The organism is Sorangium sp. So ce406, from assembly GCF_051474675.1.
GTDB lineage: Bacteria > Myxococcota_A > Polyangia > Polyangiales > Polyangiaceae > Sorangium > Sorangium cellulosum_G.
This window is the reverse complement of record NZ_CP150340.1, coordinates 9,360,173-9,372,684: the sequence shown is the minus strand read 5'-3', so window position 1 is coordinate 9,372,684 and position 12,512 is coordinate 9,360,173. Positions and strand designations below refer to the sequence as shown.

At 72.3% G+C, this 12,512-nt stretch carries 8 protein-coding genes; 6 read left to right on the top strand and 2 right to left on the bottom strand.

Features of this window, described 5'->3' with window-relative positions; translation table 11 throughout:
• The first annotated feature begins 308 nt into the window (after nt 1-308).
• A complete protein-coding gene (locus tag WME96_RS35060; RefSeq protein ID WP_437285936.1) occupies nt 309-3,149 on the top strand; it encodes a serine/threonine-protein kinase in 2,841 nt (946 codons plus the stop codon).
• A 4-nt stretch (nt 3,150-3,153) separates the two neighbouring features.
• Here the strand turns inward: WME96_RS35060 and WME96_RS35055 are convergent, their stop codons facing one another.
• Entirely contained in the window at nt 3,154-4,713 is a 1,560-nt protein-coding gene (locus WME96_RS35055; RefSeq protein WP_437285935.1) for a sigma 54-interacting transcriptional regulator, read from the bottom strand.
• 359 nt (nt 4,714-5,072) lie between these two features.
• On the opposite strand from WME96_RS35055, the gene WME96_RS35050 reads away from it, so the two are divergent.
• Nucleotides 5,073-6,332 (top strand): serine hydrolase domain-containing protein, encoded by a 1,260-nt coding sequence (locus WME96_RS35050; protein WP_437285934.1) that lies wholly within the window; start codon nt 5,073-5,075, stop codon nt 6,330-6,332.
• A 45-nt stretch (nt 6,333-6,377) separates the two neighbouring features.
• Here the strand turns inward: WME96_RS35050 and WME96_RS35045 are convergent, their stop codons facing one another.
• On the bottom strand, nt 6,378-7,322 hold the full coding sequence (locus tag WME96_RS35045; RefSeq protein ID WP_437285933.1) for a hypothetical protein: 945 nt from the start codon (nt 7,320-7,322) through the stop codon (nt 6,378-6,380).
• A 637-nt stretch (nt 7,323-7,959) separates the two neighbouring features.
• On the opposite strand from WME96_RS35045, the gene WME96_RS35040 reads away from it, so the two are divergent.
• The 4 genes from WME96_RS35040 to WME96_RS35025 all read left to right on the top strand — a co-directional run bounded on the left by WME96_RS35040 (nt 7,960) and on the right by WME96_RS35025 (nt 12,251).
• The gene (locus WME96_RS35040; RefSeq protein ID WP_437285932.1) at nt 7,960-8,472 is read left to right on the top strand and encodes a hypothetical protein; all 513 of its coding nucleotides are present in this window, start codon (nt 7,960-7,962) and stop codon (nt 8,470-8,472) included.
• A gap of 51 nt (nt 8,473-8,523) precedes the next feature.
• Entirely contained in the window at nt 8,524-9,531 is a 1,008-nt protein-coding gene (locus WME96_RS35035; RefSeq protein ID WP_437285931.1) for a cupin-like domain-containing protein, read from the top strand.
• A 204-nt stretch (nt 9,532-9,735) separates the two neighbouring features.
• Nucleotides 9,736-10,719, top strand: coding sequence for a hypothetical protein (locus WME96_RS35030; RefSeq protein ID WP_437285930.1), 984 nt, complete (start codon nt 9,736-9,738; stop codon nt 10,717-10,719).
• A gap of 503 nt (nt 10,720-11,222) precedes the next feature.
• A complete protein-coding gene (locus WME96_RS35025) occupies nt 11,223-12,251 on the top strand; it encodes a sialate O-acetylesterase (protein WP_437285929.1) in 1,029 nt (342 codons plus the stop codon).
• Nucleotides 12,252-12,512: the final 261 nt, after the last annotated feature.

Below are 12,512 nucleotides of genomic sequence, written 5' to 3'. Positions count from 1 at the left end.
GGGATGGGTCGCACTCGTGGGGAACAGCGTGCACTGGCTCAAGACGTGGGTCGGATCGTCGCGTCGGCCAGTCGGGGTCGGGTCGCGGTCGTCGCGTTGGTTCAACCTGGGTCAGGCCGCGGCCTGGGTCACCTCCGCAACCCGGGTCGGGTCACCCCGCCCCGCCGCAACCAGGGTCGGGTCACCCCGCCGCCGCCGCAACCAGGGTCGGGTCACCCCGCCGCCGCCGCAACCAGGGTCGGGTCACCCCGGTCACCTGCCGCCGCCGACCGTTGAAGACGGCTCGACGCCGGTGCATTCTCCGCCCCATGCGCCCGGGTGAGGTCATCGACCGCCGCTTCGAGATCGAGCGCGTCGCGGCCTCCGGCGGGATGGGCACGGTCTACCGCGCCCTCGACCGGACCACCGGCACCCCTGTCGCGCTGAAGCTCCTCGGCCAGCCCGACCGGACCGGTGTGCACCGCTTCGAGCACGAGGCCCGCATCCTCGCCGAGCTCGATCACCCCAGGATCGTCCGCCACGTGGCGCACGGCGTCACCCCCGACGGGGTGCCCTACCTCGCCATGGAATGGCTCGACGGCGAGAGCCTCGCCCAGCGCCTCGCCCGGCAGCGCCTCGACCTCGAGGAGAGCCTCGCCCTCCTCCGCGCCACCGCCGAGGCGCTCGGGGCGGCGCACGCGCGCGGCATCGTCCACCGCGACGTCAAGCCGGGCAACCTCCTCCTCGTCGGCGGCGAGGTCGCCGGCCTCAAGGTGCTCGACTTCGGCATCGCCCGCATGAAGCGCACCATCGGCGCCCTCACGCGGACCGGCTCGGTCATGGGCACCCCGGGCTACATGGCCCCCGAGCAGGCCACCGGCGACCGGGAGCGCCTCGACGCCCGCGCCGACATCTTCTCGCTCGGCGCGGTGCTCTTCGAGTGCCTCACCGGCAGGCCCGCGTTCCAGGGCCAGCACGTCATGGCCCTCCTCGCCAAGCTCCTCATGGAGGACCCGCCCCGCCTCCGCCACCTCCGGCCCGACATCCCCCAGGAGCTCGACGACTTCGTCGCCCGCATGCTCGCCAAGGACCCGGACAAGCGCCCGCGCGACGGCTCGGCCGTCATCGAGGCGCTCGACGCCCTCGAGCGCGACCCGAGCAGCGGCCTCGCCGTCACGCCCGTCCTCTACGAGGCGATCACCACCGGCGAGCTCCGGCTGCTCTCGATGGTGGCCGCGCGCGAGCCGCGCCAGACCGCCGCGAGCAGCGCCGCCAGCACCCTCGTCTCCGCGCTCCCCCGCGAGCTCACGACCAAGCTCCACACCCGCACCCAGTCGTTCGGCGCCCGCGTGGACACGCTCGCCGACGGCACGCTCCTGCTCTCGATCGCGGGCGTCGGCGACGCCATCGAGCAGGCCGCCCGCGCGGCCCGGTGCGCCCTCGAGCTCGGCGAGCTCCTGCCCGGCGCCTCCGTCGTGCTCGCCACCGGCCGCGCCGAGCAGACCGGCAGCCTCCCGGTCGGCCCCGTCATGGACCGCGCCGCCGCGCTCCTCGCCCTCGCCGAGCGCGAGGCGTGCCCGGAGCGGCAGCCGGCGCCCGTGCGCATCGACGACGTCACCCGCGCGCTCCTCGACGCGCGCTTCGAGATCGAGGCCGCGCGGTCCGGCACCTTCCTCCTGCTCCAGGAGCGCGAGGTCGGCCGCACGGCGCGGACGCTCCTCGGAAAGCCGAGCCCCTACGTCGGCCGCGACCGGGAGCTCCGCAACCTGCGCGAGCTCCTCGAGGACAGCTTCGTCGGCCCCGAGCCCCGCGCCATCCTGATCACCGGCCCGCCCGGCATCGGCAAGTCCCGCCTCCGCTACGAGCTCATCGAGATCCTGCGCGAGCGGCACCCCGATCTCACCATCGCGGTCGGCCGCGGCGACTCGCTCAGCGCGGGCTCGCCGTTCTCGCTCCTCGGCTCCGCGCTCCGGGGCGCCGCCGGCATCACCGGGGGCGAGCCCGCCGCCGCGCAGCGGGAGCGGCTCCTCTCGCTGGTCGCGCGCGCCCCGGCGCTCGACCCGGGCGACTGCACCCGGATCGCCGCCTTCCTCGGCGAGATCGTCGGCACGCCCTTCCCGAGCGAGGCCGACCCGAGGTTCCACGCCGCGCGGCAGAGCCCCGCCCTCATGGCCGACCAGATCCCGCTCGCCTACCTCGATTTCATGGAGGCCGCGTGCGCGGCGGGCCCCTACCTGCTCGTGCTCGAGGACATCCAGTGGGGCGACGCCGCGTCGCTCAAGCTCATCGCGCGGGCCCTCCGGGAGCTCCGCGACCGCCCGTTCGCGGTGCTCTACCTCGCGCGAGTGGAAGTGCGGAAGGCCTTCCCCGTCCTCTGGGAGGGCAGCGAGATCCACGAGATGACGCTCGGCGCGCTCCCGCGCCGCGCCGCCGAGGAGCTCGTGCGGCAGATGCTCGGCGACGGCCTCCCACCCTCGGAGGTCGCCCGCCTCGTCGAGCGCGCGAGCGGCAACGCCTTCTACCTCGAGGAGCTCATCCGGGCGGTCGCGGAGGGCCGCGCCGATCGGCTGCCGGAGACGGTCCTCGGCATGGTCGAGGCGCGGCTCGAGGCCATCCCCGCCGAGGCGAGGCGGCTGCTCCGGGCCGCGAGCGTCTTCGGCGAGACGTTCTGGAAGAAGGGGGCGCTCGCCCTGCTCGGCGACGCCGAGGGCTCGACCCTGGCGGTCGACTGGCTGCCCTGGATGCTTCAGCGCGAGCTCCTCGAGCGGCGCGAGCAGAGCCGCTTCTCGGACCAGGAGGAGTACGCGTTCCGGCACGCGCTCATCCGCGACGGCTCCTACGCGATGCTCCCGGATCACGACCGCGCGCTCGGCCACCGGCTCGCGGCCGAGTGGCTCCTGCAGGCGGGGGAGCACGACGCCAAGGTGCTCGCCGAGCACTTCGAGCGGGGCGGCGAGCCGCAGCTCGCCGTCGAGTTCTACCTGCGCGCGGCCGAGCAGGCGCTCGCCGGGAGCGACTCCGCGGCCGCGACCGCGCTGGCCGAGCGCGGGCTCGCCCTCGGCGCGGGCCAGGACGTCGAGGCGGCGCTCCACGGCATCCTGGACGGGGTGTCGGACACGCTGCGCGCCACGGGCGCGCCCGTCTCGCCCGGCGTCTCGCCCGGCTCCTGAGCGATCACGACATCCGCTTCCGCGGCCGCGGGATGCCGTACTCGTCGATGCGGTTGATCAGCGTGCGGAGCGAGATGCCGAGGAGCTTCGCGGCGCGCGTCTGGTTGCCTGCGGACTGCTCGAGCGCCTCGACGACGCGCTGCCGCTCGAGCGCCTTCATCTCCTGCCGGAGCCTCGTCATCGCGTCGGCGCCGGGCTGCGGCGTCGGGGCCTCCGCGGCGGGCGCGGCGGGCGCGGCGGGCGCGGCGGGCGCGGCGCCGTCGCTCTCGGCCCCCCCGCGCGCCCGGGGGGCGCCGTCGCTCCCGGCCCCCCCGCGCGCGCGCGGGGCGCTGACGCTGGCCGGAGGCGGCACGGAGCCGGCCGGGGGCGGCGCGGAGCCGCCCAGCGGCGGCGCGGCGCCGCTCGTCAGGTGCGGCGGCAGATCGCCGGGCAGGATCGCTTCCCCGGCGCACAGGATCGCCGCGCGCTCGATCACGTTGCGCAGCTCGCGCACGTTCCCCGGCCAGGAGTAGGCCTCGAGCGCGCCGAGCGCCTCGGGGGAGATGCGGGGCACGCTGCGCTGGTCGAGCTGCCGGCACGCGTCCTCGAGGAACTTGCTGGCGAGCGGGGCGATCTCGGGGAGCCGCTCGCGGAGCGGCGGGACGACAAGCGAGATGCCGTTCAGGCGGAAGTAGAGGTCCTGGCGGAAGTTACCGCGCGCGATCTCGGCCTGGAGGTCGCGGTTGGTGGCCGCCACGAAGCGGAGGTCGATCTGGCGGGCCGTGCGGCCGCCGAGGCGCAGCACCTTCCGGTCCTCGAGCACGCGGAGCAGCTTCACCTGGAAGGCGAGCGGCAGCTCGCCGATCTCGTCCAGGAAGAGCGTTCCACCGTCGGCGGACTCGATGAGGCCCGGGCGCGCCTGGGTGGCCCCGGTGAAGGCGCTCTTCTCGTGGCCGAAGAGCTCCCCCTCGAGGAGCGACGGTGGCAGCGAGGCGCAGTGCAGCTCGACGTAGGGTCCGCCGGCGCGGGGTGAGCGCGCGTGGAGGGTCCGTGCGAGCACCTCCTTGCCGACGCCCGTCTCGCCGAGGATGAGCACGCAGATGGAGCTCCGCGCGGCGCGGGCGGCCTGCTCGTGGAGCGCCACCATGGCCGGGGCGCGGACCACGACGTCCTCGGGCGCGTTCCCGCGGTCGGCCTCCTCGGCCGGCCCCGCGGGCGCCCGCCCGACGACGACCGTCGTCGCACCCAGGTTGAACCTCTCACCCACGACAACCTCGGCGCTCTCCCGCGAGAGGCGCCGCAGCCGGTGGGTCCGCGCCGTCAGGGCGGGGAGCTGCTGCTCCCCGACGAAGGTCCCGTTGGCGCTCCCGAGGTCCTCGATCCGGAGCGGGGGCCCCACGTGCAGGGCGGCGTGCCGGCGCGACACCGACCGATCGTCGATGCGCACGTCGCACCCCTCGTCCCGGCCGAGGACGACCGAGCCGCGGGCCGGCAGCGGCGCGAAGGCGATCGAGCTGCCCGCCACGATCGCGAGCCGCAACGTCGTGCAGGAGCCCCGCGCCCCGCCCGGAGAGCCTTCGTCCACGGGCACATGATACGCGGCGCCGTGCGCCGGCCTGCACGATTCATGCAGCGCCCTGCACATCGTGCAGGCGGTTGCACGACTCACGTGTCGCCGGCCGGAGCGCGCAGGCCCCGGCGTCGCGAAATGCCGGGTCCGCCCCCGGCGCGCGCCCCGGCATACGTCCTGCTCATCCTCCGCGACGGCCGCGCGCGAGCAGCGCCGCCGACCGCGATCGGCACCGCGGCGCGCTCCGCCGGCCACGCGGCCCCGATGGCGCAGCTCGCCCCGCTTCCCCCCACGCTTCAGGAGTGGTCATGTGCACTGAGGATGGAACTTTCAACCGCAGGCGTCTTCTCCAGGGGTTTGGTCGTGCGGCGGCGGTGGCAGCGTTCGCGCCGGCGGCGGCGCTCTCAACCCGGGTCGCCGAGGCGGCACCCTCAACCTGGGTCGGGACGCCGCAGGGGGGGCTCGCTTACGACCAGCTCCTCCCCGGCTCGCCCGAGGGCGTCGGCCTGTGCTCGGACCGCATCGAGGACGTCTTCGCGCGCGTCTCGCGCCGCGTGACCGACGGCCTCTTCCCGGGCGCGGTCGCCCTGATCGCGCGGCGGGGCAGGATCGTCGGCCACCGGGCGTTCGGCACCCGGGTTCGCGGCGAGGACGAGCCGGTCACGCTCGACACCCTGTTCGACCTGCTCTCGATCACCAAGGTCCTCGCGACCGCGACGTCGGCGATGATCCTGGTGCAGGACGGCGTCCTGCGGCTGAACGACCGGATCGCCGACTTCGTGCCCGGCTTCGCGGCGAACGGCAAGCGGGCGGTCAAGGTCCGCGACATGCTCCGCTACACCTCCGGCCTCCCGCTCGACAGCCAGTTCCTCGACGATCAGGACGCCGAGCGCGTCTGGCGGCGGATGGCCGAGGCGCCGCTCGAGTACGTGCCCGGCACGCAGGTGCTCTACAGCGACCTCACCTACCGCCTGCTCGGCCGGGTGATCGAGGCGGCCTCGGGCGTGGACCTCGACACGTTCGCGAAGGCGCGCATCTGGGGCCCGCTCGGCATGCGCGACACCACCTTCAACCCCTCGGCCGCGCTGATCCCGCGCACCGCCGCCACGGGCTTCTCCGAGCTCCGCGGCCGCGTCGTCCGCGGCGAGGTGCAGGACGACCAGGATTACGCCCTCGGCGGCGTCGTCGGGTGTGACGGCGTCTTCTCGACGGCGCGGGACATCGCGGTCTTCTGCCAGATGATGCTCAACGGCGGCCGGTACGGCGGCGTCCGCATCCTGAGCCGCCAGGCCGCCGACGCGATGGTGAGCAACCAGACGCCCGAGGTCAGGGCGGCGGACACCGACCTGTCCCCGCTCTCGAACCTCCTGCTGACCCCGAAGGGCTACGGCTGGGAGCTCGCGACCCACCGCTTCTCGAACGGCGGCATGCGCCTCGGCAGGACCGCCTACGGCAAGGCCGGCGGCACGGGGACGTTCCTGTGGATCGACCCCCGCCGCGAGCTGTTCGGGGTGCTCTTGACCAACCACGGTCTGCCGACCCCTTTCGACGAGCCCGGCTGGGACCGCATGCTCGATGCGGTCGGCAGCGCGGAGTTCTTCGACGGGATCGTCAACGCGGTGATGGACGACTGACCTGCACGAGGCGCTGCGACCGGGCCTCGACGACGGACGCGACCGTCACGGGCCGCAGCCGATGCGCTCCGTCCCGAGCGCGATGTCGTCGTACCACATCGTCTTGTTGCCGCCGTGGTACTTCTCGAACCCGAACTTGAAGAGCTTGTAGTCGTACGGACCCCAGTCCGAGACGTGCATCGCCTCGACCTCGGCGCCGTCCACGAACACGCGCACCTCGCGGCCGGGCCCGTCGTAGTGGAACTCGAGGCAGTACCAGGTGTCCGCGGCGAGCTTCACGCCGCCGGAGCACATGTACATGCCGCCGTTCGAGAGCTTCTCCGCGTCGTCGCTCTTCCGGTTCAGCTCGAGCTGACACTGATGCTCGCCGATGCGGATGTGCTCACCCTCGTTGGGGTCCCCGTTGCCTGTCGTCGCTGCGATATAGGTGTTGTGGCCCATCTGGCTGGCGGAGTCGCCCTTGAGGTAGATCCTGCCCCAGAACGTGCTCGGCACGGGGACGCCGAGCATCTGGCTGAAGCCCGTGCCCGACACCTTGACCGAGCGCGAGCCGCTGTGGCCCGTGCTGTCCAGGGTGACGTAGTCACCCATGCTGGCGCGCAGGTACTCGGGGTAGAACTGGACCTCGGACGGCAGCGCGCCGCCCTCGAAGTCCGAGCAGAAGATATCGCATGAACCGGAGCCCGTGCTGCCGGTCGCCGTGCTGGTCGTGCTGTCGCCGCCCCCGGTCCCCGTGACGCCCGTGCCGGTGGTGGCGGAGGTCGTCACGCCGGTCGTCGCGCTGCCCGTGGTCGCGCCGCTGGTGGCGACGCCGCTGGTGACGCCGCTGGTGGCGCCGGAGCCGGCGGAGGTGCTCCCCGGGCCCGCGGCGTCGCCGCCGGAGCCGCCGGCGCCGCCGGTGCCGCCGGAGTTCGAATCGTCGCCGCACGCGACCAGCGATGCGAGCGTGAGCACAGCAAACAAGCCAAAGGAACGAGCCGTGAACGACATGCTGGAGATCTCCTCAAAGAAGGGCGCAGAATGGCCCAAGCGATGCGCGCGACTCTATCAGTGAACCTCCCGCGTGTCAGGCACAACCGGAGGAGCGCGCCGCGTCAGCGTCGTTGCGGGCGCGGCGATGTTCTGGTTCACCGCCGTGGCGGCGTTCCTCGACGGCTCGCCGCCGACTACCGCGTCGCTGCGCTCACCCCCGAGGACGTGCTCCTCACCCTCGACGACGCCTCGCTCGCGCGGGCCCTGCGCTGCGCCCCGGCCCGCGGCCGAGCGCGCCGCCCGGCGCCGAGCGCGCGTCGCCGAGCGCCGCCGGCGCGGCAGGGCATCCGGCGGTCCGGGGCGGCAGCGACACCGACTGAATCGGGGGTGACAGGGCCATCTCCACTGCGCCACTCTGGGCCAGTGGCTGGCGGGTGTCTCGGGTCATGGGCGTAAATGGCGAAATCTCCAGAAGTTTTCGGCGGATGGGAGCTGGCACATGCCGTGCACGGCGTCCGCAGCGGAGGTGTTCATGTCACGTGTCTTTCTTCCGGACGATGCTGCCTTGTTATCGCCGCTGCCCACGCCCCCGCCTCGCACGGCGGCCCTGGTACGGGGGGTATCCCGAGCTGCCGCTGCGGCTGCTGCGGTCCTTGTGGTTGCCTGTAACGCGCCGAGCACCGAGGACGGGAGCCAGGGGGATCAGTCCAGCACCGGGACGCACACCGCGGAGGGCTGTGGTGGCGGGACGGTGATCCCGCCGATGCATCCGCCGATCGACGACGAGGTCATCCCACCCATGCCGCCGCCGCCTCCGGACGGCGAGGCGAGTGACCCCATCCCGCCGATGCCGCCGCCGATGCCTCCTCCGTGCGGCGACGAGGGCGAGATCATCCCGCCGATGCCGCCGCCGCTCCCGGACGGCGACGAGGGCGAGATCATCCCGCCGATGCCGCCGCCGCCGGACGGCGAGGAGGGTGACCCCATCCCGCCGATGCCGCCGCCGATGCCTCCTCCGTGCGGCGACGAGGGCGAGATCATCCCGCCGATGCCGCCGCCGCCCCCGGATGACGAGATCATCCCGCCGATGCCGCCGCCGCCCCCGGATGACGAGGAGGGTGACCCCATCCCGCCGATGCCGCCGCCGATGCCTCCTCCGTGCGAGTGAGGTCTCGAGCGTCGCGCCGGTGGTTCCCTTGAGCTGAGATCGAGGTCGACGATGGGTGAACAGGATCGGGAGCTGGAGGTCGCGCCGGAATGGTGGCGCTGGGCCACGGAGAACCTGCTGCGCGGCGTGCCGGAGCGCCTGGTCTCGGAGCAGCTCCAGGCGGCGGGCGTGAGCGGCGCGCAGGCGAAGGAGCTCCTCGCGGCGATCGTCGGTTCGCCCATCTTCCTCGCCGCTCGGCCGTTCGCGCGCGCGGCGCGGCAGCACGAGATGCTGGCGCGGCTGAAGCAGCGGATGGCGTCGACGGCCCTCGATCCGGCCGGGATCCCGCGGCGCTCCGGCGTGTCCGCCGCGGAGTTTCGCGACGTGTACGTCGCCGGGAACATGCCGGTCGTCCTGACCGACGTCGTGACCCGCTGGCCCGCGTTCGGCCGGTGGACGCCGGCGTACCTCGCCGAGACCTTCGGCGACGTCGCGGTCGACGTCACCACAGGACGCCTGAGCGACCCCGATTACGACATGCACGCGGCGCGACACACGGAGAGCACGCTGCTGCGCGACTTCGTCGCGCGCATCGAGGCCGCGCGCACGGAGACGAACGACTTCTACATGGTCGCCAACAACCGTGTCCTCGAGCGGACGAGGCTCGGCGCCCTGCTGAACGACGTGGTGCTCCCGGACGGGTACTGCGCCGCGCAGCGCCTCCTCGGCAGCTCGGCGCTGTGGCTCGGCCCCGCGGGGACGGTCACGCCGCTTCATTACGACACATCCAACATCCTGTTCGGCCAGGTGTACGGCAGGAAGCGATACCGCATGATCGCCCCGTTCGAGACGTCGCTGTTCGAGGGGGCACGCGCGATGTACGCGGATCGGGACCCGGAGCAGGGCTCGATGGATCCGGTGCTCGTGAAGGACGTCGTGCTCGAGCCGGGCGACGCGCTCTTCATCCCCGTCGGCTGGTGGCACCACGTCCGCGCGCTCGACGTGAGCATCAGCCTGGGGATCAACAGCTTCCCGTTCCACAACAACTTCGACTGGTACCGGCCGAGCAGCGTCGCGTAGCCCCGACGCCGGGCGCGGCGCCCCGCCGCCCGGAACCGCGGCGCGTTCGAGCTCACCCTCCGCCTTGACACGACCACTGGCCGGCGCATATTACCAAAAGTAACTTACTGAAGGTAAGTTTGCGACGAACACATCCCGGGCGCCTGCGCGACCCGACGGGAGGAGTCCACCCAGATGGCCACACGAGCGATGTCACCTGTTCTGTTGATCGGCGGTTCCGGCCACGTCGGCGCGCGTGCGGCGAGGGCGCTCCGGCGCCTGCATCCAGATCTTCCGATCGCGATCGCCGGACGCGACGCGCGGAGAGCGGCCGCTGTCGCCGCGGAGGTCGGCGGCCCGACGACGGCGACGACGGCCGACGTGGGCCGGGACGACCTGGGCCTCGAGCGAGGCGCCTCGTTCAGCGCCGTCGTCACGCTCGTCAAGGACGAGGCGTCCAACGCGGTGAAGCGCGCCCAGGCGGACGGCGTGCCTCACGTCGCCTTCTCGGACTTCGTCACGGAGATCGGCCCCCTGGTCGCCCATCACGTCGCGCGACCGACGCGCGCGCCCATCCTCGTGCTGGGCCACACCCTCGGCGGCGCGGCGACGCTGGCGGCGCTGCGCCTCGCGCAGGACCTCCGGAGCGTCGACGCGATCGCGATCGGCTGCGTGGTTGACGCCGACGACCGCGGCGGTCCCGCGTCCCAGGCCGATTTCGAGCGGAACGAGCAGAACGGGCAGGCGGCGCTCGTCCTCCAGGACGGCAAATGGACCTGGGCGCGAGGCGACGCGGCGACACGGCGCTTCGCGGACGCCGACGGCGTGGAGCGGGTGGGCCATGCGTTGCCGCTCATGGACGTGGTCAGCCTCGCGGCGGCCACCGACGCGCGGTCGATCCGCGTCGATATGGCCGCGCGCGACGCGGCCACACGCGGCGCGGGCCACGCGACGGACCTCGTCGTCGAGGTGTCGGGGCGGCGCCACGACGGATCGGCCGCGCGGCTGCGTTACGACATCGTCGACGCGGACAGCTATGCACGGCTCAGCGCATATGGCGCCGCGATCGCGACGGAGCGCCTGCTGGGGCTCGAGGGCGGTCCGCGTGTCGGCCCGGGGCTCTACCACCCGGAGAGCCTCATCGACCCTGCGCGCGCGGTCGCGCGGCTCGAGGAGCTCGGCGCGCGCGTCCGCCGCACACGGAGCTAGAGCGACCAACGGGTTGAATCGTCATGGCCGCCTACACCGCGACGAGCGCGTCGTCCTGCTGCTCAATCGCGCAGAGCGACCCGCCGAGCTCGACACGGTGGGTGACTCGTCTGACGCACGGAACCAGGGACTCCGAGAGGCTGGCCGATTTCGCGACGCAGCGCGTTTGCCTCGTGATGGGTCCGCTGCGTTGCCCACGCGACGCGTCCGTTTCAAGTTTCCGCGGTCCCATACCATGAAACCGCTTCGCCTCGAAAGACCGGCGGGCGCTCGAGGCGCAGCGAAGAACGAACACCGTCGATGATGGAAGAGTTCAGCGTCAACGGCCTCCTCCTTGTGTTGTCGTAAGCCGAATCCTGGGTGCCAAGCCCCCGAGATGCGATAGGCTACGCCCCGGCGCTGAGCTCTTTGCGGGCGAGGTTCGCCGCGCCGGCATCGCGACGCCGGCCTACCAATTCCGCCATTCTCTTCAAATCGCGCCCCGGCGCGACGAGGGAACGACCATGACCGAGATGAGCCGCACAATCCGAGGCACACGTAGCTTCCTGCTCCTCCCATTCCTCTTCATCATCGCCGCGTCCGGTTGTGGCGAGTCCGCTTCGTCCGGCGCCACCGGTGACAACGACAACACCGGAGGGGCCGGCTCGGGAACCGGAGGCGGCTCGACCGGCAGCACGAGCGCGGGGACCGGAGGCGCCTCGACAGCCAGCACGAGCGCGGGGACCGGGGACGCCGCGACAGGCAGCACGAACGCTGGAACGGGGGGTGGCGCCACGGGAGGGACCGCATCGGCTAGCAGCGGGGCAGGCACCGGTGGCGCACCGGGCTCAGCTCCGACGTTTCACATCTTCATGCTCATGGGCCAGTCGAACATGGCTGGTGTCGCGGACAAACAGGCCAGTGACCAGAATTCTGACGCGCGGCTCAAGGTCCTCGGCGGATGCAATCAGCCGGCCGGACAGTGGAACCTGGCCAATCCGCCGCTCAGTGATTGCCCTGGTGAAAAAGGATGGAACCTGTCGACCTCCGTCGATCCAGGCATCTGGTTCGGCAAGACCCTGCTCGGAAAGCTGGCTGAGGGGGATACGATCGGGCTGGTCGCTACTGCTGAGAGCGGTGAGTCGATCAACACGTTCATCTCCGGTGGCTCACATCACCAGATGATCTTGAACAAGATCGCCAAGGCGAAGACGGCCGAGAATGCGCGCTTCGCGGGCATCATCTTCCACCAGGGCGAGTCCGACAGCGGCCAGACGTCATGGCCCGGCAAGGTCGTTCAGCTCTATAACGAGGTGAAGGAAGCCTGGGGGGTCGACTATGACGTTCCCTTCATTCTTGGAGAGCTCCCCGCGGGCGGATGCTGCAGCGGTCATAACAACCTCGTGCACCAGGCGGCCGACATGTTGCCTGATGGATACTGGATCACGCAGCAGGGGACCAACGTCATGGATCAGTACCACTTCGACCATGCGTCCGTTGTTCTCATGGGCACGCGTTATGGCGAGAAGATGATCGAAGCCTTGGGGTGGTAGCAAGGCGGCTAGCGGCGGGGGGCCGCGCGACCGAGGCCGCTCGAATCCCCTCGATTCGAGCGGCCTTTGATGATGCCATGTAAAATTGCATGGTCATGGATTTTCGCGTCGGGCGCGGCTTGCTCCGGCGGCCTGAGAGCGCGTGGCGCGCTCGTCACGGCGCCGCAGCCCGGCGGCGTCTCGCCGGAGCGGATTCGTCGCCGTGCCGCCCCTCCGCGACGCCGCCGCCGCCGCGCTGCCACTGCCACTGCCACTGCCACA

What these genes read in the sequence shown, in the direction of transcription:
- WME96_RS35060 (WP_437285936.1), top strand. Translation starts at nt 309, where the DNA reads ATGCGCCCGGGTGAGGTCATCGACCGCCGCTTCGAGATCGAGCGCGTC.
- WME96_RS35035 (WP_437285931.1), top strand. Translation starts at nt 8,524, where the DNA reads ATGGGTGAACAGGATCGGGAGCTGGAGGTCGCGCCGGAATGGTGGCGC.
- WME96_RS35025 (WP_437285929.1), top strand. Translation starts at nt 11,223, where the DNA reads ATGACCGAGATGAGCCGCACAATCCGAGGCACACGTAGCTTCCTGCTC.
- WME96_RS35045 (WP_437285933.1), bottom strand. Translation starts at nt 7,322, where the DNA reads ATGTCGTTCACGGCTCGTTCCTTTGGCTTGTTTGCTGTGCTCACGCTC.